The sequence below is a fragment of the Ruegeria sp. HKCCD9138 genome (assembly GCF_057220975.1).
On the sequence record NZ_JBWVAZ010000012.1, the window covers coordinates 90,065 to 116,441 of the forward strand.

The 26,377-nt window shown below is 54.3% G+C and carries 22 protein-coding genes; 14 read left to right on the forward strand and 8 right to left on the reverse strand.

What is annotated here, in order from left to right:
• The first annotated feature begins 134 nt into the window (after positions 1 to 134).
• The 4 genes from rpsT to recF all read left to right on the forward strand — a co-directional run bounded on the left by rpsT (position 135) and on the right by recF (position 4,823).
• Positions 135 to 398 (forward strand): 30S ribosomal protein S20, encoded by a 264-nt coding sequence (rpsT, locus tag AC2TEL_RS18315; RefSeq protein WP_480839013.1) that lies wholly within the window; start codon positions 135 to 137, stop codon positions 396 to 398.
• Between the two features lie 534 nt (positions 399 to 932).
• Positions 933 to 2,318: a chromosomal replication initiator protein DnaA gene (dnaA, locus tag AC2TEL_RS18320; RefSeq protein ID WP_480839015.1), complete on the forward strand. Its 1,386-nt coding sequence runs from the start codon at positions 933 to 935 to the stop codon at positions 2,316 to 2,318.
• Between the two features lie 226 nt (positions 2,319 to 2,544).
• On the forward strand, positions 2,545 to 3,666 hold the full coding sequence (gene dnaN / locus AC2TEL_RS18325) for a DNA polymerase III subunit beta (RefSeq protein WP_480905966.1): 1,122 nt from the start codon (positions 2,545 to 2,547) through the stop codon (positions 3,664 to 3,666).
• Between the two features lie 59 nt (positions 3,667 to 3,725).
• Positions 3,726 to 4,823, forward strand: a complete 1,098-nt coding sequence (recF, locus tag AC2TEL_RS18330; RefSeq protein ID WP_480905969.1) for a DNA replication/repair protein RecF — start codon at positions 3,726 to 3,728, stop codon at positions 4,821 to 4,823.
• Here recF and AC2TEL_RS18335 read toward each other — a convergent pair.
• Positions 4,820 to 5,386, reverse strand: coding sequence for a carboxymuconolactone decarboxylase family protein (locus AC2TEL_RS18335; protein WP_480905971.1), 567 nt, complete (start codon positions 5,384 to 5,386; stop codon positions 4,820 to 4,822). The genes recF and AC2TEL_RS18335 overlap by 4 nt on opposite strands.
• A gap of 98 nt (positions 5,387 to 5,484) precedes the next feature.
• On the opposite strand from AC2TEL_RS18335, the gene AC2TEL_RS18340 reads away from it, so the two are divergent.
• From AC2TEL_RS18340 to AC2TEL_RS18355, 4 genes are all read left to right on the forward strand, one after another.
• Positions 5,485 to 6,057 carry a TetR/AcrR family transcriptional regulator gene (locus AC2TEL_RS18340; protein ID WP_480906063.1) on the forward strand — a complete coding sequence of 191 codons (573 nt, stop codon included), beginning with the start codon at positions 5,485 to 5,487 and terminating at the stop codon, positions 6,055 to 6,057.
• 125 nt (positions 6,058 to 6,182) lie between these two features.
• A complete protein-coding gene (gyrB, locus tag AC2TEL_RS18345; RefSeq protein ID WP_480839023.1) occupies positions 6,183 to 8,600 on the forward strand; it encodes a DNA topoisomerase (ATP-hydrolyzing) subunit B in 2,418 nt (805 codons plus the stop codon).
• Positions 8,601 to 9,198: 598 nt separating this feature from the next.
• A complete protein-coding gene (locus tag AC2TEL_RS18350; protein WP_480905974.1) occupies positions 9,199 to 10,548 on the forward strand; it encodes a winged helix-turn-helix domain-containing tetratricopeptide repeat protein in 1,350 nt (449 codons plus the stop codon).
• A gap of 468 nt (positions 10,549 to 11,016) precedes the next feature.
• Positions 11,017 to 11,523 carry a DUF6647 family protein gene (locus AC2TEL_RS18355; protein ID WP_480905976.1) on the forward strand — a complete coding sequence of 169 codons (507 nt, stop codon included), beginning with the start codon at positions 11,017 to 11,019 and terminating at the stop codon, positions 11,521 to 11,523.
• 151 nt (positions 11,524 to 11,674) lie between these two features.
• Here the strand turns inward: AC2TEL_RS18355 and AC2TEL_RS18360 are convergent, their stop codons facing one another.
• Positions 11,675 to 13,432 carry an adenylate/guanylate cyclase domain-containing protein gene (locus AC2TEL_RS18360; protein WP_480905979.1) on the reverse strand — a complete coding sequence of 586 codons (1,758 nt, stop codon included), beginning with the start codon at positions 13,430 to 13,432 and terminating at the stop codon, positions 11,675 to 11,677.
• Positions 13,433 to 13,745: 313 nt separating this feature from the next.
• Between AC2TEL_RS18360 and AC2TEL_RS18365 the strand changes: the two genes are divergently transcribed.
• Complete coding sequence (locus AC2TEL_RS18365) at positions 13,746 to 14,564, forward strand: class I SAM-dependent methyltransferase (protein WP_480905982.1); 819 nt, start codon at positions 13,746 to 13,748, stop codon at positions 14,562 to 14,564.
• Between the two features lie 124 nt (positions 14,565 to 14,688).
• Here AC2TEL_RS18365 and AC2TEL_RS18370 read toward each other — a convergent pair whose 3' ends face one another.
• From AC2TEL_RS18370 to AC2TEL_RS18380, 3 genes are all read right to left on the reverse strand, one after another.
• A complete protein-coding gene (locus AC2TEL_RS18370) occupies positions 14,689 to 15,144 on the reverse strand; it encodes a hypothetical protein (RefSeq protein WP_480905985.1) in 456 nt (151 codons plus the stop codon).
• A 96-nt stretch (positions 15,145 to 15,240) separates the two neighbouring features.
• A complete protein-coding gene (locus AC2TEL_RS18375) occupies positions 15,241 to 16,323 on the reverse strand; it encodes a class I SAM-dependent methyltransferase (RefSeq protein ID WP_480905987.1) in 1,083 nt (360 codons plus the stop codon).
• Positions 16,324 to 16,817: 494 nt separating this feature from the next.
• The gene (locus tag AC2TEL_RS18380) at positions 16,818 to 17,666 is read right to left on the reverse strand and encodes a phosphotransferase family protein (protein WP_480905991.1); all 849 of its coding nucleotides are present in this window, start codon (positions 17,664 to 17,666) and stop codon (positions 16,818 to 16,820) included.
• Between the two features lie 577 nt (positions 17,667 to 18,243).
• Between AC2TEL_RS18380 and AC2TEL_RS18385 the strand changes: the two genes are divergently transcribed.
• Positions 18,244 to 19,089: an alpha/beta fold hydrolase gene (locus AC2TEL_RS18385; RefSeq protein WP_480905994.1), complete on the forward strand. Its 846-nt coding sequence runs from the start codon at positions 18,244 to 18,246 to the stop codon at positions 19,087 to 19,089.
• A complete protein-coding gene (locus AC2TEL_RS18390) occupies positions 19,086 to 20,018 on the forward strand; it encodes a DMT family transporter (protein WP_480844526.1) in 933 nt (310 codons plus the stop codon). The genes AC2TEL_RS18385 and AC2TEL_RS18390 overlap by 4 nt, the downstream gene beginning before the upstream one ends.
• Before the next feature lie 240 nt (positions 20,019 to 20,258).
• On the opposite strand, the gene AC2TEL_RS18395 is transcribed toward AC2TEL_RS18390, so the two are convergent.
• Together AC2TEL_RS18395 and AC2TEL_RS18400 are read right to left on the reverse strand one after the other, a co-directional pair.
• Positions 20,259 to 22,136, reverse strand: a complete 1,878-nt coding sequence (locus tag AC2TEL_RS18395; RefSeq protein ID WP_480844525.1) for an adenylate/guanylate cyclase domain-containing protein — start codon at positions 22,134 to 22,136, stop codon at positions 20,259 to 20,261.
• Positions 22,137 to 22,430: 294 nt separating this feature from the next.
• Positions 22,431 to 23,396, reverse strand: a complete 966-nt coding sequence (locus AC2TEL_RS18400; RefSeq protein ID WP_480844524.1) for a LysR family transcriptional regulator — start codon at positions 23,394 to 23,396, stop codon at positions 22,431 to 22,433.
• 95 nt (positions 23,397 to 23,491) lie between these two features.
• On the opposite strand from AC2TEL_RS18400, the gene AC2TEL_RS18405 reads away from it, so the two are divergent.
• Both AC2TEL_RS18405 and AC2TEL_RS18410 read left to right on the forward strand, forming a co-directional pair.
• Entirely contained in the window at positions 23,492 to 23,944 is a 453-nt protein-coding gene (locus tag AC2TEL_RS18405; RefSeq protein WP_480905997.1) for a hypothetical protein, read from the forward strand.
• 206 nt (positions 23,945 to 24,150) lie between these two features.
• A complete protein-coding gene (locus AC2TEL_RS18410; protein ID WP_480906000.1) occupies positions 24,151 to 25,056 on the forward strand; it encodes a haloalkane dehalogenase in 906 nt (301 codons plus the stop codon).
• 32 nt (positions 25,057 to 25,088) lie between these two features.
• Here the strand turns inward: AC2TEL_RS18410 and AC2TEL_RS18415 are convergent, their stop codons facing one another.
• Positions 25,089 to 25,976 (reverse strand): LysR family transcriptional regulator, encoded by an 888-nt coding sequence (locus AC2TEL_RS18415; protein ID WP_480906003.1) that lies wholly within the window; start codon positions 25,974 to 25,976, stop codon positions 25,089 to 25,091.
• A gap of 104 nt (positions 25,977 to 26,080) precedes the next feature.
• Between AC2TEL_RS18415 and AC2TEL_RS18420 the strand changes: the two genes are divergently transcribed.
• The gene (locus AC2TEL_RS18420) at positions 26,081 to 26,371 is read left to right on the forward strand and encodes a putative quinol monooxygenase (RefSeq protein WP_155146617.1); all 291 of its coding nucleotides are present in this window, start codon (positions 26,081 to 26,083) and stop codon (positions 26,369 to 26,371) included.
• The last annotated feature ends 6 nt before the right edge of the window (positions 26,372 to 26,377 follow it).

Genomic DNA, 26,377 nt, shown 5'->3' on the forward strand with positions numbered 1-26,377 from the left:
GGATAGAGAGCGCCGCTATACATGCGCGTGCGGCCCGCTTGGCCCGACTCACACTCGTGATTTCTGATCCGGTGCGGATTGTTCCGTGGCGCGCAAGCTTAGAAAACCGTACCGAACAAAGGTCAGAGATACACATGGCAAACTCGCCCCAGGCAAAGAAGCGCGCTCGTCAGAACGAAAAGCGTTTCGCAATCAACAAAGCACGCCGTTCGCGCATCCGCACGTATCTGCGCAAGGTCGAAGAAGCAATCGCAACCGGTGACAAGGACGCGGCCACCGCAGCCCTGCGCGCGGCTCAGCCCGAGCTGATGCGCGGCGTCACCAAAGGCGTCTTCCACAAGAACACCGCCGCCCGCAAAATGTCGCGCCTGTCGGCGCGTGTGAAGGCGCTGGGTTGATTCTCGAAAAACGCGTCAAGTGTAAATCCTTGGAAAAGGCGCTGCACCCCGCGGCGCCTTTTTCATTGTTGCCGGAATGCCGCGTCTTCGCGAAGCCGAGAGATTCTTTCGCTCTCAGACCCGAGTCAATATCAGAGTTTCGTTGCCGCAACCCGTGCCCTCTTGTTACCACTGTTACAGCGATTCACTCGCTTGGGGGGACAGGCTGTTCCAAGGATCGAACTGACGGGCATCAGATGGATCCAGGGACGAATGTTCGAACGCCGGCAAATGCCGGGTGGACGATCTGCTCAGGGTCTCGGGATTCCGACGATTCTAGCCCTGTCGAAAAACTGGATTGTGACGCGCGCCGCGAATGGCCGGTATGTCCCGCTTTTGGGATGGGTGTTGGTTGCGCTGACTTTCAAAAAATACCCGGCGGATCGGGCGATCCGGCGAAAGGGTATCCTTGTGTGTGAACGCATAATTTTGGGGAACCGGGCCATATTCATAAGGCTGTCAGGTCAAAAAATAATGGGATGCGTGAGGCGCTGAATGACACAAGAGAAATGGGGACAACTGCGTAGCAAGTTGCTGAAGGCCGTCGGTAGGAACAACTTCACCACCTGGATTGAACCTCTGGAATTCAAGGAGTTGCAGGACGGTGTGGCGGTGTTTTCCGTTCCGACCAATTTCATGGGCAACTATGTCAGCCAGAACTTCGCGGACCTCATTCTCTATGAGCTGAACACTGCCGGTGAGACGGTGCAGCGTCTGGCATTCCGCACGGCCGCCAATTCACCGGCGCGCCCTGCCCCCTCCGCCGACGAACCACAGACGTTCGAGCAGGCGGAAGAACCAGCCCCTGCGACAGAATCCGCAAACGGCGCGCTTGAGGCGTTGCAGGCTGCGCCGCTGGATGCCCGGTTCACATTTGACAGTTTTGTGGTTGGCAAGCCCAACGAACTTGCCCATGCCGCGGCGCGTCGGGTCTCCGAAGGTGGACCCGTCACGTTCAATCCGCTGGTTCTTTACGGTGGCGTAGGACTGGGTAAAACGCACCTGATGCATGCCATCGCGTGGGAGCTGAAAACCAAGCATCCAGAGTTGAATGTGCTCTACCTGTCCGCCGAACAGTTCATGTACCGCTTTGTGCAAGCCCTGCGCGAGCGTCGGATGATGGATTTCAAACATCTGTTCCGGTCGGTCGATGTGCTGATGGTCGATGACGTGCAGTTCATTGCCGGCAAGGATTCCACGCAGGAGGAGTTCTTTCACACTTTCAACGCGCTGGTGGATCAGAACAAACAGATCATCATTTCGGCCGACCGCGCACCGGGCGAAATCAAGGACCTTGAGGAGCGCGTGAAGTCACGCCTGCAATGCGGTCTGGTCGTGGACCTGCACCCGACTGATTACGAACTGCGCCTGGGTATCCTGCAGAACAAGGTGCAGCAATACAGCAGCACCTATCCCGATCTGACCATCGCTGACGGTGTGCTGGAATTTCTCGCTCACCGCATCTCGACCAATGTCCGCGTTCTCGAAGGCGCTCTGACGCGTCTGTTTGCCTTTGCTTCGCTGGTGGGTCGCGAGATCGATATGGAACTGACGCAGGATTGTCTGGCCGATGTGCTGCGCGCGTCCGAACGCAAGATTACCGTGGAAGAGATTCAGCGGAAGGTTTCGGACTATTACAACATCCGCCTCAGCGACATTATCGGGCCAAAGCGCCTGCGGTCCTATGCGCGTCCGCGCCAGGTCGCGATGTACCTGTGCAAGCAACTGACCAGCCGCTCGCTGCCTGAAATCGGCCGCCGTTTTGGCGGGCGCGACCACACTACGGTCATGCACGGCGTCAAACGCATTGAAGAGCTGAAGCTGACCGACGGTCAGATTGCCGAGGATGTGGAAATGCTGCGTCGCTCGCTGGAGGCGTGATTTAAGACACCTCCACTCACGAAATGCCCCGGATCTTGAGTCCGGGGTATTTTCTTGTGCGCTAATGTCCACGGTCTGCACTGAACTGTGCCCGCACGGCCACGCGCCTCTTGACGCTTGGGGTATTCCGACCCAGAAATCCATAAAAAATCCTTGTGCCTCAGAGTGGAACCGCTAACGTGCCAGTCCCGCCCATTTCGGCACGCAAGTCAGAGGAATTGAGGGTATGAAGATCAGCATCGAACGCGGCACCCTTCTCAAGGCCGTCTCGCAGGCCCAATCCGTTGTGGAACGCCGCAACACAATTCCGATCCTGGCCAACGTGCTGATTGAGGCCGAAGGCAATCAGGTTCAGTTCCGGGCGACCGATCTGGATATCGAAGTGGTCGACAAAGCCCCCGCGCAGGTCGAGAAAGCCGGCGCGACGACGGTTGCCGCGACAACGTTGCATGAAATTGTGCGCAAATTGCCTGACGGGGCCTTGGTGACGCTGACTGCCGACAGCGCCGCAGGTCGTTTGACCGTCGAGGCGGGGCGGTCGAATTTTTCGCTGGCGACGCTGCCGAAGGAGGATTTCCCGGTGATGGCGTCGTCGGAGTATCAGTCGAACTTCACGACCTCGGCAGCATTGCTGCGCCGGCTCTTCGACAAATCGAAATTTGCGATTTCGACCGAAGAAACACGGTATTATCTGAATGGCGTCTACATGCATGTGACCGATGGGCCCGAAGGCGGCAAGGTGTTGCGCTGCGTGGCGACAGACGGCCACCGCCTTGCCCGGATCGACGCGGATTGCCCCGATGGCGCGGCGGATATGCCGGGTGTGATTGTTCCGCGGAAGACCGTAGGCGAATTGCGCAAGTTGCTGGACGATGACGAGATGGACATCGCGGTCTCGGTCAGCGAAACCAAGGTACGCTTTGCTACACCGGATATCACACTGACGTCGAAGGTGATCGACGGCACATTCCCCGACTACACCCGCGTCATTCCGCAGGGCAACACCCGTAAGCTGGAAGTGGACGCCGCCGAATTCGCACAGGCCGTGGATCGCGTCGCCACGGTGTCGTCCGAGCGGTCCCGCGCTGTAAAACTGCAGCTGGATGGCGACAAACTGGTTCTGTCGGTGAATGCGCCTGACAGCGGCGCTGCCGAGGAAGAACTGGCGGTGGCGTATGGCGACGAGCGGCTGGAGATTGGCTTCAACGCTAAATACCTGCTGGAAATTGCGTCACAGGTGGATCGCGAGAATGCAGTGTTCCTGTTCAATTCAGCCGGTGACCCGACTCTGATGCGTGAGGGCAGTGACCAGAGCGCGGTTTACGTCGTCATGCCGATGCGCGTCTGATCGCGCTGGCGCGCGATGCCTCCGGCGGGAGTATTTTTGAAAAGATGAAGGGAGGGGTCATGGCTTTGGCCCTGACCGAGCTTACGGTCTCGCATTTTCGGTCTCATAAACTGGTGCGTTTGTCTCTGGATGGACGGCCGGTGGCGATTCATGGGCCGAACGGAGCCGGTAAGACCAACATTCTCGAGGCGGTGTCTTTGTTTTCGCCAGGGCGCGGGATGCGGCGGGCCAGCGCGGCAGAGATGACGCGGCGGCCCGAGGCGCTGGGCTGGAAATTGACGGGGCTGTTGCAGGCGCAGGGTCGGCAATTCGAGATCGAGACCTGGTCCGAAGGTGGCGCGCCGCGTCAGGTGCGGGTTGATGACAAGTCCTCTAGCCAGATCGAACTGGGAAAGCTGGCGCGGGTGGTCTGGTTGATCCCGTCGATGGACCGGTTGTGGATCGAAGGGGCAGAAGGGCGGCGGCGGTTTCTGGATCGCATTGCTCTGAGCTTTGATCCAACCCATGCCGAAGCGTCGCTGACCTATGAAAAGGCGATGCGGGAACGCAATCGTCTGCTGAAAGAGCAGGTTCGCGATGCCCATTGGTATGCCGCGCTGGAAGGGCAGATGGCCGAGATGGGGCATCGGATACATGTGGCCCGGCTGGCGGCTCTGGATCACCTGCGTGACGCGCAGGATCAGGCAGAAACGGCATTTCCTTCTGCCGAACTGGAATTGGTGCAGACCGAAGGCGCAATGCCTGAAACGGCGGAAGATTTGTGTGAGGCGCTGAATGAAAGCCGGTTTCGTGATCTGGCAGCGGGTCGGACTTTGGTCGGCCCGCATCGATCGGATCTCTTTGGCGTATTCGCCGCCAAGGGAGTTCCCGCCAAGGATTGTTCGACCGGAGAACAAAAGGCACTGCTGGTCTCGCTGATCCTTTCGAATGCACGGGCACTGGCGGGAAAGATTGGGGCGCCCCCTATTGTATTGCTGGATGAAGTTGCGGCGCATCTGGATGCAGGGCGCCGGGCAGCGCTTTATGATGAGATCTGTGCGCTGGGTGCTCAGGCCTGGATGACCGGTACCGGACCTGAGCTGTTTGCGGAACTGAGTGATCGCGCCCAGACATTGACGGTGACCGAAGGTGACGAAGGCTCGGTCGTGACGTCTTAGGCGGGTTCGCCGACCTTGCGTTCCCAGAGGAAGCCGCGCATGACTTCGTCAACGGGCGTCTGGGCCATGTGGTTGACATAGTTCGACATGGTTTTTTGCGCGAGGCCCAGAACCACATCCAATACGGCGCGGTGCGAGTATCCGGCATCGAAGAACGCCTGCATCTGTTCTTCGGTGACGTTGCCGCGCTGGTTCATCAGTTGCAGGGTAAAGGTGCGGAGCGCTTCGAGCCTGACGTTGGGCAGCGGGGTTTCGTTGCGCAGCGCGTCTGTGATCTCGTCCGATACTTTCATCATCTTGGCGATGCCGGTATGGGCGGGCACGCAGTAATGGCACTCGTTTTCGACATTGATGGTCTGCCAGACAACGGTTTTCTCGTCGTTGTCAAAATCGGTCTGCAGAAACAGATGATGCAGCACCTGATAGCCTTCCAGATGCTGCGGGCTTTCAGCCATTACTTTGTGCAGCCCGGGCAGGCGGCCGAATGCAGCCTGGGATTTTGCAAGCAGCGGCCTGGACCCGTCCGGGGCGGTTTCGAGGTCGTGAGAGGGGAAGTCAGTCATATTGAGCTCCTTTTTTGGCGCGGTAATTCGAAAATAGGGTTTATTGAGTGATCGCTCAAGTATATATTTGAATGAATGTTCAAGAATTGGTGATGCAGATGCCCCGTAAGCCGTCATACGACCGAGACGAATTGATTGACCGGGCCAGAGATATCTTCTGGCGTCAGGGCTGGGCCGGGACGTCGTTGAAAGATCTGGAAAACGAGCTGAAACTGAAACCGGGCAGCTTTTACGCCGCATTCGGATCGAAAGATGCGCTTTATGCGCTGGCGTTGGAACGTTATGCACGCACCGGTGTGGCCCGCCTGACCGCATTGGCGGAGCAACTAGGCCCCAAGGGGGCCCTGCAGGCGCAACCTCAGCTGGTTGTCGATTCTACCGATTTGCCCGCAAAGGCTTGCATGCTTGCCAAAACCTATGCCGAGTTGCAGGCAAAGGACCATGAACTGGCCGAAAAAGCGGGCATCCACATGGCCGAGATGAAAGCATGTTTCGCCAATCTCTTTCGCCGCGCGCAGGAGGCGGGTGAAATCGGGTCCGGGCACGATCCTGAGAGACTGGCGACGCGTTATCAATCCGACCTGTTGGGGCTACGTTTGTCGGCGGACCGCAGCGACGTTGACGCTAGTGCAATTGCTGCGGATATCGCGGCGGATATCGATCGCCTCTGAGCAAGCGGCGGCAGATTGCCGAATTCGTACAAGTCGCCCGAATCCACCACAAAATCTTGGGGGATCGCGTGACAATCCCCACCAGAGAACGTATAAGTTACCAAAATAATATAGGTACTCACGGAATGTCCGAAGACGCACAGGCACCTCAGGAATACGGCGCTGATTCCATTAAAGTTCTCAAAGGGTTAGAGGCCGTCCGGAAACGTCCCGGTATGTATATCGGGGATACCGATGATGGTTCGGGTTTGCACCATATGGTGTACGAGGTTGTCGACAACGGAATTGACGAGGCATTGGCCGGTCATGCCGACCATGTGACCGTAAAAATCCATGCCGATTCCAGCGTTTCGGTGAGCGATAACGGTCGCGGAATTCCGGTGGATATCCACCCCGAGGAAGGCGTTTCGGCGGCTGAAGTCATCATGACCCAGCTGCACGCCGGCGGTAAGTTTGACAGCAATTCGTACAAGGTGTCGGGCGGTCTGCACGGCGTGGGCGTTTCGGTGGTGAACGCGCTGTCGGATTGGCTGGAACTGCGCATCTGGCGGAACGGCAACGAGCACGTTGCCCGTTTCGAAGGCGGAGAGACGGCGGAACACCTTAAGGTCGTGGGTGAGTGCGGTGATCGCACCGGAACCGAGGTGCGGTTTCTGGCCTCGACCAACACGTTCTCCAACCTCGAATACTCGTTTGAGACGCTGGAGAAGCGCCTGCGTGAACTGGCCTTTCTGAATTCAGGCGTGCGGATCATCCTGATCGACGAACGCCCGGCGGAGCGGCTTGAGACCGAGCTGTTCTATGAAGGCGGTGTCAAGGAATTCGTCAAGTATCTGGACCGGTCCAAAACGCCCGCTATGCCCGAGCCAATCTATATCAAGGGAGAACGCGACGACATCGGTGTGGAAATCGCGATGTGGTGGAATGACAGCTATCACGAGACGGTTCTGCCCTTCACCAACAACATTCCGCAGCGTGACGGCGGCACCCACGTGGCCGGTTTCCGCGGCGCTCTGACCCGAACGATCAACAACTATGCGCAATCCAGCGGGATCGCCAAGAAAGAAAAGGTCAGCTTTACGGGCGACGACGCGCGCGAAGGTCTGACCTGTGTGCTGTCGGTCAAGGTGCCTGACCCGAAATTCTCATCTCAGACCAAGGACAAGCTGGTCAGCTCCGAAGTGCGCCCGGCGGTCGAAGGGTTGATGAACGAAAAACTGGCTGAGTGGTTCGAAGAGAACCCCAACGAGGCCAAGACTATCGTCGGCAAGATCATCGAGGCTGCGCTGGCCCGCGAAGCCGCCCGCAAGGCCCGAGAACTGACCCGCCGCAAGACGGCGATGGATGTGAACTATCTGGCAGGCAAGCTGAAGGACTGTTCCGAAAAAGACCCCTCCAAGACGGAAGTCTTCCTTGTCGAGGGCGACTCGGCCGGTGGTTCGGCCCAGACTGGCCGGGATCGCCTGACCCAGGCCGTTCTGCCGCTGCGCGGTAAAATCCTGAACGTCGAACGCGCGCGGTTTGACCGGATGTTGTCGAGCCAAGAGATCGGCAATCTTGTCATGGCGCTCGGCACCGGTATTGGCCGCGATGAGTTCAACATCGAAAAGCTGCGCTACCACAAGATCGTCATCATGACCGATGCCGACGTGGATGGTGCGCATATCCGGACGCTGTTGCTGACCTTCTTTTACCGGCAGATGCCGGAACTGATTGAGGGCGGGTATCTCTACATCGCGCAGCCACCGCTTTATAAGGTGTCGCGCGGCAAGTCCGAGGTCTATTTGAAAGATCAGGCGGCACTGGACGATTACCTGATCAATCAGGGCGTTGAGGGTGCGGTTCTGAAACTCGGCTCGGGTGAGGAAATCATCGGTCAGGATCTGACCCGCGTAGTCGATGAAGCACGTCAGCTGAAGCGCGTTCTTGATGCCTTCCCGACCCACTATCCACGTCACATACTGGAGCAGGCTGCTGTTGCCGGAGCTTTTGTTCCCGGCGCGGTCGATGCCGACCTGCAAGGTGTGGCCGACAAGGTGGCTGCCCGTTTGGACCTGATCGCTTTGGAATACGAGCGCGGCTGGCAGGGCAGAATCACGCAAGACCACGGCATCCGTCTGGCCCGTATCCTGCGCGGCGTGGAAGAGGTTCGCACGCTGGACGGCCCGATGCTCCGTTCCGGCGAGGCCCGAAAGACAGGCTCGTTTACTCAAAGCCTGCAAGAAGTTTACAACACGCCCGCCACCTTGGTTCGACGCGACCGGTCCCAGGTGATCCATGGACCCCTGGACTTGCTGCGTGCCATCCTCGAAGAGGGTGAAAAGGGCCTGTCGCTGCAACGCTACAAAGGTCTGGGTGAGATGAACCCTGATCAGTTGTGGGAAACCACACTTGACCCGGATGCGCGAACTCTTCTCCAAGTACGCGTGGACGACATGGTCGAAGCAGATGACCTGTTCACCAAACTGATGGGCGACGTGGTTGAGCCGCGCCGGGAATTCATCCAGCAAAATGCGTTGAGTGTGGAGAACCTGGATTTTTAGGTGCGTGTAGGTGTGCGCATAGTATTGAATTTTGCGCATAACATTGCATGATTTGCCCAAAGTTTTGCGCATTCCTCAACCAAAAGCGGAACTACGACGCCAAATAGATCGCGAAAAGGTAGTCTGGTTATGGCGCAGACAGTTTTGGGGAGTCGGCCAATAAAACGCGTAAGCCTACAATCTTTCGATGGGATCGGTCATAGCCGGTCTCAATTCTGGTAGTTGGTTAAAAGGCAGTCGTTTCCCGCACATGCCACAGCAACCGTCCTGTTAGTGTAGGCGCTCATTCACGAAAAAGAGGACAAGGTCTCTCTTACCGCAGCCCGCACAAGCGTCGGCTATGTGCAGAAAGCTGACTTTGCAAATTCGCTTAACGTCGTGCTCAAACGTCCTTGGGCAATTGCATTCGCGCAGCTCCTGGCCTATCGAGCCGAGCCCAAAAAACACTTACATCGAACCCAAAGCACGTAGTTTATCGCACTCGCGATGCGTCAACACTGGCCAACATATTCATAATTTTTTGCATCGCGGGCGCTGTGGCCTGCCGAATGCAGTATAATTTGGTTATAAGAAACTAAGATGCTTGCCGGTGGTTCACATGACCGAGAATGATATCGCGGTTAACTCCTCCACAGTTCGAATTGGTGACCTTCGTTTCGATGTGCAGTCTCACGATCTATTGGACGCGTCTGGTAATCGGGTCAAATTACGGAACAAGAGCTCAGAGGTTCTTGCTTGTCTTGCCAAGAGCCGCGGCCAAGTCCTGACCAAGTCGGAAATTATTGAATCCGTGTGGTCGGATGTGACTGTGTCGGACGAGAGCCTGACCCAGTGTATTGCAGAAATCCGGCGCACCATTCGGGACAGAGAACAGACTCTACTGACAACACATATTGGAAGGGGATACTGCCTTGAAGCGGACCAGCCAACCTTTCAAAAGAAACACTATCGGAAACAGATCGCAACGGTGGGCACGGTGATTGCAGCAGTTGTCGCCGTTGTAGTTTGGCTAATGTGGCCAACATCTCAGGTTGATGGGCCTCCGAGGATCGCAGTGTTGGCATTTGATGATTTGAGCGCCAGTGCAGACAGCGGATATCTTGGAGGTGGTGTTGCAGAAGGTCTCTTGACAGAGTTGTCTCGATACCGCGAGCTCGCGATCATTGCCAGAAACTCCAGTTTCAGTTTCCGTGACAGTGGGCTTAGCATTTCGGAAATTGCTGACAAGCTTCGCGCTGACTACGTGATCGAAGGCAGCAAGCAGAAGGCAGGTAACCGGTTTAAGATCACAGTCCAGCTCATAAACGGGCACGATGGGACGCATGTCTGGGCTGAAGACTACGATTCAGACATTGGTGAACTGTTCGATGTGCAGAATCGGATCGTGCGTGAAGTCACCAACAAAATTGGGCGTGAGGTAACTCGTAAACCCCCTCTGAGGGGTGGACGCGAGGCAGTCGGGGCACTTCACAGTTACATCAAGGGTATGCAGCACTTTCAAAAGGACACGATTGCCGGAACACTGGCAGCGCGTGATTTGTTCAACGAGGCCGTCAAAAATGACCCGACAGCGCCCTTTGGCTACATTGGCCTAACGTGGGTGCACTGGCGCGACCTCTGGTCAAATGAGGTTGAACCAGATCTACCGAGGAACGAAAAACTAGCGCAGGCCGAAACTCTTGCCGACAAGGCTCTGACGCTCGACCCAGAATACCATTTGGCCCACGTTGCGCGGGCAGATGTGCACGTCGCCGCAGGAGAACTAGAAGAAGCCGTAATACGATATTCGGTCGCGGGTGAGTTGAATCCAAACGACATTCTGGTCATGGTTGGCGTGACGGATCCATTGGTGTTTCTAGGGCGGGCCGAAGAGGCCATCGCGCTTCTTGAGAAGGCAATTGACCTCGACCCGGTTACGCCCAGTTGGTATTTCCATCAGCTCGGCTGAGCACAGTGGAGTACCGAGCAGTGTGATGATGGTCTCGAAACGATGACGCGGATGTCAAACATACCCAACAATGCCCTCAGGGTTCTGGCAGCGCTTCAGGTTTGCAGTGGCGATATCGATGCTGCGAAGAAGACGATGCAACGTTTCAGGAAAGAAAACCCCGAGCGGACGGTTGCAGAGGAGATTGAATTATTTGGTGAGAGCTGGCGGGACCCGGCCATGATGGAACGGTGGGCTGATGCAATGCGCTTGGCTGGCATGCCCTCCGGCTCTTGTATAGTTTACCGAAACCAACTTGAAAGCGGTAAGTCCACCGTTTCTAACGTAAATTTTAGACTAGTTTCACACTGATCTCACGACACTCTTGATCGCCGAACCTATTGGTTGCGGGTGTCCGCGGCCGTGTGCTCCACCATGCTTTAGCTTGTTCGCAGGTCTCGGAAACAGTTGATCTGCGGGGTGACATTCATGGGTAGGTTTAGACAGAATTTCCCATTCTTGGCGACTGTTTTTGTCATATTTTCGCTTGTACCTCATGATGCAATAGGTCAGTCAAAATCGCTGTCCGATGTTGTTGAAACACTGGAGGCGTGGATTGACCGTGAAACAGATTTGCCAAGGCGCAAAAACGCTCCGACCATAATATTTGCTGACAGCCTGTCTGCTGTAGACGCTAATGAACCAGCAATGGCTATAGGGCGCAAAACTCGTGGGCTCTATGAACCCGACACGGCAACGATCACTCTGGTATATCCATGGAACGCCGAAAACCTGAACGACCAGTCTGTTCTTCTGCATGAGTTGGTACACCACCGGCAAGCAGCGGCGCACTGGACGTGCCTTGGTGCGATGGAACATCCGGCGTACAAACTACAGGAAAGATGGCTGAACCAATTCAATCTAGAGCTGGATGTGAATTGGATCGCTATCGTGCTTGCAGCCAACTGTTCACCACGCGATATCCACCCCGACTGAATTCGCTGCATAGGCCTGCTTTGGGCTGACAACTATTTTAGTCGATACTGTGCCTGATCCGAATTTTCGATTTACGTATTAAAGCGCTAAGCAAATTCGTGGCAACCAAAACAATCTTCTGATCTCTACAACCCAATACAATACTGCGGCGCTACTCTGGTAGACCGGCCTTTAGCATAGCATCCGCCCAGAATTTGCGCAGGGCTTCAGTTTTGTAGACCATGTGCCCGGAATAGGTTTGCACTGAAAATTGAGGATCGATTGAAAGAACTGCGTCTACTGCTTTCGTAGCATTTTCGGTGTCATCAAGATCAGCGTGGATCGCTGCCAAACGGATTTGGCACAACAAGGTGCCAGGCAAGCGGGTTTCCAAGTGCCGGTAAACTGTTCTTGCTTGCTCCAGCTGACCTAACCCGCGATAGGCATCCCCCAAATGGCTGAAATACCAGTCCGGGCTGTAGGGCGACAGCCGAATGGCCTTTCGCATGCTATTCAGGCTTTCCTCAAATTCACCACAACTATTGTATGCAATTGCCAGCATGGCATGAGAAAGCGAAACACTGGGTTGCCGTTCGATAGCTTCATTGCAGAAGGCTTTGGCTTCATCAAAGCGAGATTCGTTTGTGAAAATATACCCTTGCAGCGCATAGACATCAGCCGGGACATTTTTCATCGCTAACAATGCGTCGCAGATAGACTGGGCCTCGTCAGTGGACGCCTTCGGGTCTTGATGAAACCCAAGGCGGGCACCGGCTTGCAACGCCCAGCCGAGGCCCGTTCTGAATGATGAGTTCTCAGGGTCAAGCTCAACTGCTTTCCGGTAGAGCTGAATCGCGGAAAGATTCCCTTCTTTTGTAAATTTGTATTGTTCACTGATGCCACGCATCATCAAGTCCCACGCCTCAAAGTCAGGCGCTTGATCAGCCCAAAGCCTGAGCTCTTGTCCGTGTGTAAGGTTGACCGCCAATGAGACGGAAATTTCGCGTGTGATTTCATCTTGAACGGTAAAAATGTCTTCAATCTGACGGTCATACCGGTCGGCCCACAAATGCGACCCGCTTTGGCATTCAATAAGCTGCCCGGTGATGCGAACCCGCTGCCCCGCCTTTCGGACACTCCCTTCAAGGACGAAACGAACACCTAATTCCCGTCCGACCTGTCTTACATCGACAGACCTACCTTTGTAGGCAAAGGTCGAATTGCGTGCCATCACGATGAGGCCATTTATATGCGACAAGGCGGTTATGATGTCTTCGGTAATTCCGTCCGCGAAGTATTCCTGCTCTGGGTCGCCTGACATGTTTTGAAAGGGCAGGACAGCGATAGACGGTTGGTCCGGCAACTCCAACGGCTCACCCGTTAGAACTTCGTAGAACTCAGGTGACAGGCGCGCCGGGTCGAGATCGATGCTGTAGGCGCCAATCCTATGCTCGATGTTTTTTAGATCTTGCTCACCCAGATCCTTGAAGCTGCCGGAGACCTTGCCTTTGATTTGACGGTATACATCCTCGGAAATGCAGACGCTTCCGGGTTCTGCAATTGCTTCCAATCTTGCGGCTACGTTGACGCCTTCGCCAAAAACATCTGAACCTTCAGAAATCACATCTCCCAGATGAATACCGATCCGCAATTGAATGCGTTGCCCGCGGGGCACGTCAGGTTCTCGGTCCTGCATTGCTCGTTGAATGGCAATAGCGCAGTCTGCCGCGTCGACCACACTGGTGAATTCGGCCAACAAACCATCGCCCGTCAACTTGACAATTCGCCCTCTAGACTCGCGTATTTGGGGTTGAACCAATTCAGATAATAAAAGGTATAGGCGTAGTAGCGTGTTTTCTTCATCACGCCCCATGAGGCGTGAGAAGCCAGCAACATCGGCTGCCAAAATCGCTACAAGTTTCCGCTTCACTCTCGCCCTCCGCGAAAGTTACGTTAGAGGCAACGACCCGCAAGGTCTACGTTCGTGCCCCCTTGAACGTTTGCTGTTCCATCGCGGAGATACTTGTTGAAGCTAATAATATGGCCCCCAAGGCTTCGCACCGCTAAATTCAGCTTTGGCGATTTAAATCCAACGACCGCTTCGGGCTGCACTCGTCACTTGTGCGAACAGCAGAGAACGCGACTTTGAGCCCAACGCGGTCAAACGTACTGGAAACCCGAGTCACTCGATTTTGTCCCGATTTCTTACTATCATGCAGATGGGGTTGTGATGGATTGCGCCTATGCAATACGATGATTTCGCCGCAGCGGAGAAAAGCGGTTGGTCAGAAGACGCGCGGGCAAAGTCATATGTGGACCTTTTCGCGCCAATATCCGATCAATTGATCCCTTGGCTGGTGGAAGCAACCCGTGCTAAACCCGATAAGACGGTGTTGGATCTTTGTTGCGGGCATGGGAACGCTGCGGAGTCGCTTGTCGAAACAGGCGCAATCGTTACGGGGCTGGATTTCTCTCCTGCCATGCTGGCTCTTGCGCGCAGTCGAGTGCCAAAGGCTTCGTTTGTTGAAGGTGACGCGGTCAGTCTACCATTTGCAGACAACAAATTTGATGCCGTTGTGTGCAATGTGGGCTTTGGCCATCTGCCGGAACCGGATGTCGTTCTATCTGAGGTTTCCAGAGTTCTGCGGCCTGGGGGTGTTGCGGCTATGACGTCGTGGCGTGAACCTGAATTGTCACCAAGCTTTCAGATCGTTTTTGGTGCAGTTAGAGAACACGGCGATCCTTCTCTGGCGCCGCCGGCCCCAGAATTTCACCTGTTCTCAAAACGTCAGGACGCAAAGAACGCGCTCGAAGCAGCCGGGTTTTCAAACCCCAAGTTCACGGACATCGATTCCGCCTTCCGCTTTACGGACCCCTGCGGGTTTGCGGACGTTTTCGAGCACGCCACTGTACGGGCTGCGATGTTGATCAGTGCGCAATCACCTGCGGCCCGTGCCGCCATTCGCGCCGCAATGACTGAACGGGTAAAAAAAGAATTCGGCACGGGCGGCGGTGTTTGGCGGGTTCCATTCCCAGCAACGATGGTTACCGCCAACGTATAGGACTTAGTGCAATGGGAAAACGTGAGTAGATGTCCGCTCCGTCAGCTTCTGAAGATTTGCAAAGCTCGCTGATGAAGGTCTGCTTTGGGCTGGTACTGCCTGCCCTAAGCGCCAGAAAACTAGGTTAACTGGTGCACTTGACATCAAACGCGGCAGCGCGTTTGTCGTCTTTTTTGAAGAATTTCACCTGGCCACTTGCGCCTTGGAAAACTCCAGTACCACCGACAACTGCCAATTGAGTTTCGAAGTGGGGCACAGTGTCAGGACTGCTCGGGGCTGGGTAGGAGCCAGAGTAGATCAGTTGGTTGCTGTCGATTGATAGGTAAGCGTTAACAATAAGCTGGGTTTTGCCCTTACTTGCGCCAGGCGCTATCAGCGTCGTGACATTCTGCATACCCAATACCTGACCATCTTCACTGAAAACCGTGACGTGCCCAACCGCAACATCCCCGATTTTGTCGCCACCAGACGTGATCTTTAGGTCTTCTAAGTAGACAGTAAATTGGCCGCATTCCGGAGCGCTGTCCGCTGAAGCAGGAAGGGCGAGGGTGAGAAGAAGCATGGCGGCGAGAAAACGCATTTTGACACTCCTATGTAGAACAAAAAAGGGCTGGCGAACTATTTCGACATGCCTTGCGAAAGAGTAAGATCGAAACAAGCCGGAATAGATGTTCGCTCATTGTTTTCTAAGCTCAATCGTCAACAACCAGATTTCAAAGGCGTATTTGCCCCCTCCTTCTTTGATGGTCGCTTCAAAACGATCATAAAACTGATCCAGAAGAGTCTCGGTCTTCTGCTCAGATTCACTGCGTAACAAGGATTGCCTGAACGTGGACTCGGTGAAGGAGCGAACAAAGCCCTTATAGCTTGCTGCGTACTGTTGGGGCGCATTGATCTGGTCTGCAAAGATATCCTCAGGGTTTTGCTGAGCCGGAGCTACCTCTGCTCTTTCGATCAAAAAGCCATCTGCCAATTCCTTGTTGCGTTGAAAGGGTTCAAGAGCTTCCTCCCGGGACATAAACCAGATTGGCATAATGAAGTCGCGAAGAGCGGGTTCAGATACCAATCCGTCACTCACCATAGTTTCGGCAACGTTGTACATCGCGCGGTAGGTATGTCGGCCAGAACTGCAAATTCCATTGACCTCGCCCGCATCAGGAATAGCCCCCAGCGTCGAGACCATAAGCCTGCCGCCACTTCGCAATTCACGATTTCGCAAAGTCAGGAAGCTTTCCCAGTCTCGTTGCGCTTGCCTTTTGAGCTCCAGGCGAGCTTCTCCCTGCAAATCTGCGAACCACAGCGTGCCCTTTGAAGAGACAAAGGGCTGTGTGCTGAGCCAATGGCTCGCCCCAAACGAAGTCCCGACGACAATGGAAGATGCGGGTGCGGCCATTGAGAAAAAGCTACCCACACTTGCGACTGGGCGAATACTGGAAGAGAGGTTGGCGTAACCGTCTTGGCCAGCAGCACATTCGAATAGGGTATTCCAATCGTTTTCCGCCTGATCGACGTGGTGAACATATATGGAGCGACCTGGGTAGCGGTCAGCAAAAGACTTTACGGCAGGCTTGACTGACAAAATCGCGTTTGATCCCGTGCCACAGCCATAGTCAGCAATGTGTATTTCGTCTGATGAGGCCAGAACCTTGTCGGCCATTTCCCGAACATCGTCTGCGCGAGATTGAATAGAGTGCTTCTGCGGGAGGGAATTCCCAACATAGTCAATCATTCCCTCAGTTGGGCTGCTCCTATCGTCCATTGGATCCTCCCACGTGCAGTTGGGTTGGCAGCTAGAGCTACAGTTTACACAAAGCGTTGCCTAAAATCGAAGAATTACTGGGCAAAGAACGGTGCTATGTGGTTGTTGGCTGCGCATCAGAAACATGGAGATTGGGCTCATAGTCAGCATCGGAGCTTGCTTAAAATCTAGTTGTAGATCCATCTCGCTCAGTTCCGACACCAAAAGGCTACGGGCAGCCCACGTCAGTTCCTTTTCTCATCTATTTCAATTCCGTTGAACCCGCCATTGGTGGCTCACATCTCGGACGCGAAGCGTAGAAAAGCAGCCCCCGTACGTGCGGCGAATGGTAAGATTCTACAGTCTAAAAGAAACTGCAAAACTTGATTTTGGATGTCCGCATTGGGCTGCCACCGGTCACGGGTGAAGATATCAGCGAACGCAAACACTGGGCCCGGTGCGATCATTTGATCCGTACTGCGACTATGCGCCCTCTGACATTTACCCTCAAATTACTAGGTCAAATTGGCCAAGGCTTCTTCGCCGAGATCCAGGAAATGGCAGTGGATTTCAGAGAGATTCTCGATGAATCTATCAACGGTCATTCCTGTGATCCCCTCGACAATGAGCTTCGAACTGGGATCACGCAGCAATGGCGCCCACGGTCCCAAGGCGCCTAGTCCGAAAGTCATAGCAGTCGTTGCGCAGAATCCTAATCGAACGTCTGCGGCCGCCCCACGCCAACCGGAATTTTCTAGACCTCGCAGGTAACTCGAAAAGATAGTTTCTACTAAATCTTTTGCCTCGGTTTGGTCGATTTCCTGAAATGTAAGAGAAGCACCGACCATTGCCGCCAACTCTTCGCCGAGAACTCCGTGGCCAGCAAAAGCCCAGTCTATTGCTACAATCTGCTGACCTTGCTCCACTGGTCCGTTGAAAAGCAAATTTCGCGTGAAAGCATCGTGGTGACAGAAACACTTCGGTAGGTCAGCAAGGGCCGCGCGCAAATGACCTAGGTTTTGCCAAAGGTCCGTCGTTCTTCTGAAGTTGGAGCCTGCGAGCCAGCGCGATATCACAGGATCCTGCAGGTTGCCTTCAAGTGAGCTAAGTTCTTCTTCTGCGGCTGCTGTCCAGCTATGTGCACGTCCGACGGCCATCCAGTCGTGCCGATCCGTATCCGGCATTCCGAGATGCGCGCCGCTGAAAGCACCAAGCGCTTCAGAAGCATTAGCAAATGTTTTGGCGTCCCACTGCGGTTGCGGCTCATCAACAGCTCCGATGAATATTCTCGCCAAAGGTTCAGCGGTGTATACGACCCCAAAGCATTCCGGCGCACGCAGCATTGGACACTTCGCGTTGAGCATACCTGACTCGTAAGCCAGTGCCTCGCGCTTCCAATAAAGCCACGAGTGCGGCGGATTCCAGTAGGCAACAGACGGCAGATTTTCTCCACCATCTTGAAAGCGCGTTCACCTGCGCTTGTACGAGCGATACCATTGTGAAGAATGAGTCCTTCGCCGCCAGCCATGGCGTCAGCAAAGCCAGCACCGAACATTTTGCGAGTGTGACCTATTATGTTCGCTTGAGGAGCAACGAGCAGGCGGCGCGCAGTATTTAGTAGTTCAGGGTCGGCGGAAGTCACAATTATATGATAAAAAAAATCGCCCGCCCGGCATCAGTTGTTCGCTCGTCGTTCCAATACCTAGTCATCCGCTTGACGGTCTTGGAAAAGTTGTTCTGGTGCCTCCCTGATGCGAATGACGGCACTGGTTACACATTTCAGAAATTGCAAAATCTAGTTGTAAATGTCGGGTATGGCCTGCTGGCAACCACGGAAGGTAGTTGCAAGGTGCGGGAGCTCCGAGCCAGATATCAATCATCTGCGCCAGTAACACGCACTGCTCACAGACGGACAAGTTGGTCGAAACTGCTTCTTGCTATATGCTGTCGTATGGCTTGGGGGAGCGACGCATGGCGGATCTCCACATTGATGCAAACAACTCAGTTTTCTATCTCCACTCGGCGCCAACTCGAACCGGAGCGCCAACATTTGTATTCGTTAATGCGCTTACAGGATCGATCGATCACTGGGAGGCCGTAGTCGCACCTGACCTTCGGAAGCGCGGCTTTGGGACGCTCAGCTATAATTTTCGGGGTCAGGACAAATCGCGCTTCAGCCAGGAACTAGAGCTTACTAACGAATTGATTGTTGGTGACCTGGTTCACCTTCTCAGAGAGGTTGCGCCAGAAACATCAATTCTGACCGGTCTGTCCATAGGCGGGCTGTACGCGTCTCAGGCCTATGCCACGGGCGCGCCGGCCAGCGGGATTATTTTGCTGAATACGTTGCGCGAGATTAACCCTCGCATTGCATGGATCAACGATGCGCTTCCGCACTATGTCGAGAAAGGCGGAGCTTCTTTATTCATGGGGCTGATGATGCCACTCCTGACCAACCCTGACTTCGCCTCCACCGTTAGACCAAATTTCCTCAGGGGCCCATATGAGCCGCTGGACCAGTTACATGGGCACGCCAATTTGATGCGGAACTCGGTCGATACAGCTTGGGATTTCCGGTGGTCGTCGCTGGATCTTCCGGTGCTCTCGATCACTGGCATGCACGACCGGGTCTTCCGGGACGCCGAAGTTATAAATCGATTGTTTTCTGAATTGCCTGAGGCTCGCAGGGAGGATTGGGAAAACGCCGGCCACCTATTGCCACTTGAACGACCCGAACGCCTTGTTGAAAGCTTGGCAATCTTTGGAACGGAGATCGAACGGCAATGAACATCCCCGCCAAATGGGCCTATCTAGCAGTATTTGTGGGCGTATGCGGTCACGCAAGTTCAGAGTTCTTTGCCAAATTGACCGGAGTTGCGGGCCCTGAGGTTTCTGTATGGCGTTATTTGATCGGCGCTGTCGGGCTAATTAGTTGGTCAATGATGCGCAGCGACACGCGCGACCTTTTGACTCCGTTGCGTGAGGATTGGCGGATTTTGGTGCCATTGTCGCTGCTTGGAGTTTCTCTCGCCTATCTTTTCTTTCACTGGTCGCTGGACTTCGCCAGCGTGATACAGGTGGCAACACTAGTAACAACGATCCCGATCTTCGTCGGGCTGTTAAATCTGTTGGTAAATCGCACCCCGATCTCTGCGGTCAAAATAATCACCGGCATTCTTGCTGTGGCTGGTGTCGCTGCGCTTCTCACTGATGGATACCTAGATGTGCTGACCGCAGGAGGTAAATCTCTATGGGGTGTTCTAATGGCAATTTTCTGCGCAGCTCTCGTAGCGGGTTACTCCGTAATGGCCAAACCGCTTATGGTGCGCCACGGCGGAATGCGGATCACCACGCTGGCAATTGCAATCGGCGCAATTGGGTTGTGGATCGGCGTTGGCATCTTTTGGGGTAATTGGGTTAATCCATTGATGCTTGCCGAAATGCCCACGGTTGCATTCTGGTCGCTGATTGTACTGGGGCTTTGGAACACAACTATCACGCAACTTCTATGGTTCGGGGGGCTGGCGGCGGCCACCGACATGACGCGCGCCTCTTACATTTTTTTTCTTAAGCCGGTGATTGCAGCTGCTTTGGCGATAGTTTTCTTGGGCAACAGCCCAACATGGCTTCAGCTTGCGGCAATTGTTGTTGTGTCCGGATCAGTTTTTGTCGAAGTTTTTTGGCCGAATTCGCGAGAAGCCGAAGCACAGAGGTGAGATTAGAGAAGCAGGCTTCGGTGGTTTCAGATTGTTTCAAGAGCAATCGTTTGCAAAAGAGCGGCGAACCGCCTCTTTGTTGCGGTTCTCAGGATTTGCAAAGTCTAGTTGTGATTGTCCGGTTTGGGCTGAAAATACTACAAAGCCACAGCCGCAAATCGCAGGATTAAAGTTTGTCGCGATAGTTGTGGGTGTCTGAGTCTGGTGGCGACACCCGCAAAGCGAAACTCGAAAAATCGTTCATTCTTTGGTATCAGGCACACCCAGTTTTCGCAGATCCTCTACCCACCGATTGAGATACGCCTCACTCTCGAATGGCGCATTCATCGCCTCTTGGACAGTGAATTCGGGATTGGCCGCTAGAAACTCATCGATAACGGTCTGCGCATCACTGGGAAGACCAAGGCGTAAAAGAATTGGCGCGTAGGTGCGTTTCAAGCCGTCGGGTATTTCGTTCATTTGTTCAACTGAAGCCTTTGCATCTTCATACTCCTCGGCGAAGTACTGAGCCCAACCCAGATTCCAAAGATACCAGTCTTGGTGATGTGGGTTCAGCCGGATCGCTAGTTTCATGCGCTCAACGGCTTCAGGCGCCTTGCCGCCATAGACGAGCGGGTCGATGGAATCTGCCAGAACGGATGCCGAATTTGGATTCAGAGAAATTGCTTTGTCGTAAAGCGAAGCAGCCCGCTCAAGGTTACCGCTCTGAGTAGTTGCATTGGCTAAGACCCAATGACCTTTGAAATTGAAGGGTTCCAGTTCAATGGCTTTCCGCGCCATCTCAAATGCGCGCTCCAGTGATTCCTCGCGCGTTAAAGAGTTCGTCCACCCCCAACGATACCCGTTTATGTGTGCCCAAGCGTTTTCGACATACGCCCCAGCATAGTTCGGATCGAGAGCAATGGCTTTTGCGCTAAGCACTTCTGCTTTGATGTTTCCTTCTTTCGTGAAGGTAAACCATTCCTCCTGCGCGCGTTTGCGCAATTCGTAAGCGCCAAGACTATCAGTAGGCTGATGCTTAAGACGGCTGTACTCTGCCAGATCGATATTCGTGGAGAGAAGCGAAGCTATGGTTAGCGTTATCTCATCCTGTACTGAAAATATGTCCTGTAGGTCTCGGTCATAGCTGTCTGCCCAGATGTTCTGGCCCGTCGTCGCATCAATGAGTTGGGACGTCACGCGCAAGCGCTCATCGGCAATTTGAACGCTCCCCTCAACGATGTAGCGAACACCCAATTCCTCTGACACTTTCTGTATATCTGCCGGAGCGTCCTTGTATGAAAACGTTGAGTTTCGGGCGACCACGAAAAAATCTGCAAAACGGGACAAGGCGGTCAGGATGTTCTCACTCAGTCCGTCGCTGAGGTAATCTTGGCTCGGGTCGTTGTTGAGATTGTCGAACGCCATGACCGCGATGGAGGGTTTGCCAGACAGGGCCGCGGCTTGTTCATCCGTGTCCGGGGATCGCACCACGGACCAAGGTTGTAGCCATGCGGCGGCTACTAACGCCAGGACAATTGCGGTGCAACTTACCATAATCAGACGATTTTTCGTTGGCTTGTTCGTAAGTGGCACGATAGGAGAAACGATGGCTTTTGCCTTTTCATCCATTGTAAGGCGGTAGATGTGAACGGGTTCGGAGATGTTCTTGACCTCTCGCCTCCCCAAATCTTCTATGGTGAGATCGAGCTTGGTATGGACCTGTTCGAAAACGCTAGCCGACATGTAAATGCCATCCGGGACAGCCAGGCTTTCAATGCGTGCGGAAACATTTACACCATCCCCGTGAATGTCATCCTGATCTACGACGATGTCGCCAACATTAAGGCCGATACGGTATCGCACCTGCGAATCTTGCGGCAGGTCAGCATTGGCGACGCCTACATAGTGCTGCATGTCCAACGCACACCGAACGGCCTCAACTGCACTTGCAAACTCAAGAAGCAAGCCGTCGCCCATCAATTTGACGATGCGCCCATGTCGTGAAGCGACAATTGGTTCAAAAAACTGCTCGCGATGGGCTTTGACCCTTGCAAGCGTGCCGGCCTCGTCATTTCGAATAAGACGGCTATAGCCAACCACATCGGCGGCAAGTATCGCTGCTAGACGTCTTTCCAAAGACTGAACTCCCACAGTGGGCACCACGCTAAACGCAAAATTGCATCTAGGCCAGATGCGCTAGCCGAACACACATTTCCAAAAAGAGCGATTGTTAAGTCTTTTTAAGGCATCAGCCGTGAAGCTGTGCCTGACTGCGAAGTGCAGTAGTTCATTGAATGTCCGCTTGAGGCTGCGTGCTGTAGTCGCCCGATGCCCCTAGGACCAGATCTGATGCTATTGGGCCGCGACCCACACGCCGCACCGCCGCAAGGCAGCTCTTGAGATGGATAGGTTCTATGGCAACTTGGAATATCAACCAATGGTTCGCGGTGCGATGATGTCACTATTTGACAAACGCTTGCTAGCTTCAGCCATGAGGCCATCAAACGTCTTCAGAACAATTCCGCGGATCCAGGCTAGGGCCGGGTCAGCATCCAACTCGGCATTCCACATAACCCGGAAGACAAGATCAGGCATAACTTGCGGCGGTTCAAAGACTTGCAGGTCGTCGCCACCTGCGCCCTCCAACATGATCAAAGCAACGAAGTTGCCCATCATATTCGTGTTGTTCAGAGACGATGCGACGCCTGACCAACTGCCAGCGTGAAGCCCGATGCGCCGTTTCAAGCCTAGATTTGCAAAGTGCTCGCTGACAGTGCCGTGGATCGCGGCTGGAATGCGAACTACAACATGGGGCCAGCGCATCCAACTTTCCAGGCTCCAATCATTTGTCGCCGGATGGCCGCGCCGCGCCAGAACATACCGCTTCATCGGCTTCAGTGTTTGTGCTTTCAGGCCTTCTGGTAGAGGGAAGTTCGCGTTCCCGAATGCGATATCTATCTCGCCTTGTAAGATCTGGCCTATGGTCTCTTTGGAGTAGGGCTGCCAAGACAGTGCCGAATCCGGGGCCTCTCCCTGCATTCGTGAGATGACACTGGACGCGATGCAATCCAGCGCCGGTCCTGCCATGCGGAAAGTCCGAGAACATGTTGCGGGTTCGAACGGAGCAGGCGTCTGAACGGCGCGTTCGATTTGCGACAAGATCGGTCGGATCTCATGATATAGGGCCTCGGCCCGCGGACTTGGTTTCATGACGCCACCGGCGCGCACCAGCAATGGGTCATCCAACTGCTTACGCAAGCGCCCCAACGCATGACTCACCGCTGACGGCGTTCGACCAAGCTGTTCAGCAGCGCGGTTCACGCTGCCTTCTTCCATGAGAACTCGAAAGACAAAAAGCAGGTTCAGGTCGAGATTTCTTATCTGAATTTCATTCATGTTGCCTGAATGCTATTCGCTGGAGTGACGCTGAATGCTCCCATATTCAGAGGAAAGTGAATTGAAGTGCAATCGAAATCTGAAGGAATTTCACGATGATGCCATCCCTTCCGAAGCTTAAGACACTTCTGATCGATCAAGCGCCGCGCCTAATTCTTGGCGGTATTTTTCTGATAGGGGCGTTGGATGGCTTTGTGTTCATTCTTACAGACGCGCACCTTATACATCCGCCGACCTCTTCCGCCGGGCTTGCATTTGAAGTAGCGCTTAAAGAGGCCGGGTTTCTCTGGCCATTGATGAAAAGTGTCGAACTGGCAGGCGCGCTTCTTCTCTTGTCCAACCGAGCCCCAGCACTGGGGCTGGCTCTGTTGGCGCCGATTATGGCTGTTATCGTACTATTTCATGCCGCTCTCAATCCAGCAGGACTCCCGCTCGCGTTTGTCCTGGTTCTTTGCGGAAGCGCAATCCTGTGGGTCCAACGCACTAGGTATGCGGCTCTCCTTGAATCAGGCACACCCGAGGCACAGACCCGTCCCGTCTCCGCCTGAAATCTCAAAAAAAGGAGAGGACTAATGCCTGGAGTTATTGCGCCCTTACCCGACTCAGCTCAACCGATGACCTCCACCGCAAGGGAGCAAAGAATTGCGACGCACTCATTCAAACTTGAAGTCGGTATACGCTGGAACTGGACCGTTTTAGTTTTATCGATCACTGTTGTTGGACCAAGACCGTTGGCATTTTTGGAGAGTTCACGATGAAGTTCCTTCGTACACCGGACCAACGGTTTGACGGATTGCCAGATTTTGAATTTGGGCCGAACTATCTTGATGTGGATGATACCGAGGGCGGTCTTCTCCGTCTGCACTATTTGGACGAGGGACCGAAACAGGCACCGCCCGTATTGTTGATGCATGGAGAGCCAACCTGGTGCTTCCTGTATCGGCACATGATTCCGTTATTCAAAGATGCGGGCCATCGAGTTCTAGCTCCTGATTTGATTGGGTTTGGACGGTCGGACAAGCCAATTGAGCGATCCGACTACACCTACCAACGCCATGTAGACTGGATATCCGAGTGGTTGCAGAAAGTTGACCTGACGGGCATCACATTGGTTTGCCAGGACTGGGGCGGACTCATTGGCTTGCGGCTGGTTGCGAGTATGCCCGAGCGTTTCTCCCGTGTGGTCGTGGCGAACACGGCCTTGCCCACCGGTGACGTGCCCTTGGGCGACGCATTTCTTTCATGGCGGGAATACTCACAATCCGTACCTGAATTTAATTCGGGACGCATCGTATTCGGTGGCACAACTTCCAAGATTTCCGATGAAGAGGTTGCAGCCTACAACGCACCATTCCCGGATGCGCGCTATCTGGCAGGCGCCCGAGAATTTCCAGTGTTGGTGCCCGACTCGCCTGACAATCCAGCTTCAGAAGCCAACCGAGCCGCATGGGAAACCCTCAAGACCCTCGACACACCTTTTCTGACTGTTTTTGGAGAAGACGATAGGGTCATGGCGGGCGTAGACAAACTGTTCCAAAAGTCGATCCCTGGGGCAGTTGGTCAAAATCATATCGTTGTGCCAAAAGCCGGGCATTTCATTCAAGAAGATGCTGGCAGAGAGCTGGCAAACGCGACTTTGAAGTTCATAGAGCAAACATAGCGGCTGTCAGATTAGTGTCTTCCCGTGCGGCCTCAACTCACACCAAATTTGCGACGCAAATGCTCGGCCAAGGCCGTTACGCGACGTGGTTGGGCTCGGCTCGGCGGAAACATCATTTGCAAAGGTTTCGGCGGTGGAAGGAAATCGCGCAAGACAGAAACAAGTCTGCCAGATCGAACATCGTCGCCGACATCCAGCTCGGACTTCATTACGACCCCATGGCCTGCAATCGCCCAATCGCGGATGAGTGAACCATCATTGACTATTCGATTTCCCTTTACCGAAACGCGCTGGGCATTTGGCCCTGATCCAAACTCCCAAACGTTGTCAATGATGTCCCCAAACCTCATCACCAAGCAGTTGTGGTTCAATAGCTCTTCTGGTTTATCGGGCGTTCCGAATGAGGCCAGGTAACTTGGGGATGCACATACGAAACGTTGGTAGCTTCCTAGATTTCGCAACCTGAGCGAGCTGTCCGTAATGTTGCCGAAGCGAACGGCGAGGTCGAAACCCTGGCCGACAAGGTCGACATAGCCGTCAGAGAGGGACAGTTCGATTGAGACGGCGGGGTTCTCTTCGGTGAATTCGGCAATTACCTTGGAGACAATGCTCCGCCCCAAGTCAATCGGCGCGCTTATGCGAATTGGACCAGACAGAGTTTCGGCGCCGTGCCGAACAAGTGTATCCAGGTCCGCAACCTCACTGAGAACGATTCTTGCTCCATCAGCGAGTGTCCGACCTTCTTCGGTCAAGCTGATAGAACGGGTGGTGCGGTTGAACAAAACCACACCGTAATGTGCCTCCAGAGCCGCGAGCCGCTCGGACACTGTTGTACTCGACAACCCTGTCTCGCGCGCCGCGGCCACCAGACTGCCTTTCTCGGCTATGGTCAGAAACAAGCGAAGATTGTCTAAAAGCATTAAACGGAAATTCCGGATTATATGTTCGATCCAGACCTGTTTATCCCGAAACTTCTGCGGCGTAAATCTAGCGCATCACTCAAGAACACAAGGAACATATTCCAATGGCCAAGCTGACAATCGTCGCCAACATCAAAGCCAACCCCGACAAGATTGACCTCGTAAAGGCCGAGCTGATCAAGCTCATCGACATAACCCGTGCCGAAGAGGGTTGCATTAACTACGACCTGCACCAGGACAACGACAACCCGGCTCATTTCGTGTTCTACGAAAATTGGGAAAGCCGAGAGCTTTGGCAAACCCACATGAGTGCTCAGCACCTTGCGGCTTACCTGGAAGCAACCGAAGGCGCCGTTGCGGAATTCACTTTGAATGAAATGACAGTCATCGGTTGATACAGA

What these genes read in the sequence shown, in the direction of transcription:
- rpsT (WP_480839013.1), top strand. Translation starts at nt 135, where the DNA reads ATGGCAAACTCGCCCCAGGCAAAGAAGCGCGCTCGTCAGAACGAAAAG.
- dnaA (WP_480839015.1), top strand. Translation starts at nt 933, where the DNA reads ATGACACAAGAGAAATGGGGACAACTGCGTAGCAAGTTGCTGAAGGCC.
- dnaN (WP_480905966.1), top strand. Translation starts at nt 2,545, where the DNA reads ATGAAGATCAGCATCGAACGCGGCACCCTTCTCAAGGCCGTCTCGCAG.
- recF (WP_480905969.1), top strand. Translation starts at nt 3,726, where the DNA reads ATGGCTTTGGCCCTGACCGAGCTTACGGTCTCGCATTTTCGGTCTCAT.
- AC2TEL_RS18335 (WP_480905971.1), bottom strand. Translation starts at nt 5,386, where the DNA reads ATGACTGACTTCCCCTCTCACGACCTCGAAACCGCCCCGGACGGGTCC.
- AC2TEL_RS18340 (WP_480906063.1), top strand. Translation starts at nt 5,485, where the DNA reads ATGCCCCGTAAGCCGTCATACGACCGAGACGAATTGATTGACCGGGCC.
- gyrB (WP_480839023.1), top strand. Translation starts at nt 6,183, where the DNA reads ATGTCCGAAGACGCACAGGCACCTCAGGAATACGGCGCTGATTCCATT.
- AC2TEL_RS18350 (WP_480905974.1), top strand. Translation starts at nt 9,199, where the DNA reads ATGACCGAGAATGATATCGCGGTTAACTCCTCCACAGTTCGAATTGGT.
- AC2TEL_RS18355 (WP_480905976.1), top strand. Translation starts at nt 11,017, where the DNA reads ATGGGTAGGTTTAGACAGAATTTCCCATTCTTGGCGACTGTTTTTGTC.
- AC2TEL_RS18365 (WP_480905982.1), top strand. Translation starts at nt 13,746, where the DNA reads ATGCAATACGATGATTTCGCCGCAGCGGAGAAAAGCGGTTGGTCAGAA.
- AC2TEL_RS18370 (WP_480905985.1), bottom strand. Translation starts at nt 15,144, where the DNA reads ATGCGTTTTCTCGCCGCCATGCTTCTTCTCACCCTCGCCCTTCCTGCT.
- AC2TEL_RS18375 (WP_480905987.1), bottom strand. Translation starts at nt 16,323, where the DNA reads ATGGACGATAGGAGCAGCCCAACTGAGGGAATGATTGACTATGTTGGG.
- AC2TEL_RS18380 (WP_480905991.1), bottom strand. Translation starts at nt 17,666, where the DNA reads ATGCTCAACGCGAAGTGTCCAATGCTGCGTGCGCCGGAATGCTTTGGG.
- AC2TEL_RS18385 (WP_480905994.1), top strand. Translation starts at nt 18,244, where the DNA reads ATGCTGTCGTATGGCTTGGGGGAGCGACGCATGGCGGATCTCCACATT.
- AC2TEL_RS18390 (WP_480844526.1), top strand. Translation starts at nt 19,086, where the DNA reads ATGAACATCCCCGCCAAATGGGCCTATCTAGCAGTATTTGTGGGCGTA.
- AC2TEL_RS18400 (WP_480844524.1), bottom strand. Translation starts at nt 23,396, where the DNA reads ATGAATGAAATTCAGATAAGAAATCTCGACCTGAACCTGCTTTTTGTC.
- AC2TEL_RS18405 (WP_480905997.1), top strand. Translation starts at nt 23,492, where the DNA reads ATGATGCCATCCCTTCCGAAGCTTAAGACACTTCTGATCGATCAAGCG.
- AC2TEL_RS18410 (WP_480906000.1), top strand. Translation starts at nt 24,151, where the DNA reads ATGAAGTTCCTTCGTACACCGGACCAACGGTTTGACGGATTGCCAGAT.
- AC2TEL_RS18415 (WP_480906003.1), bottom strand. Translation starts at nt 25,976, where the DNA reads ATGCTTTTAGACAATCTTCGCTTGTTTCTGACCATAGCCGAGAAAGGC.
- AC2TEL_RS18420 (WP_155146617.1), top strand. Translation starts at nt 26,081, where the DNA reads ATGGCCAAGCTGACAATCGTCGCCAACATCAAAGCCAACCCCGACAAG.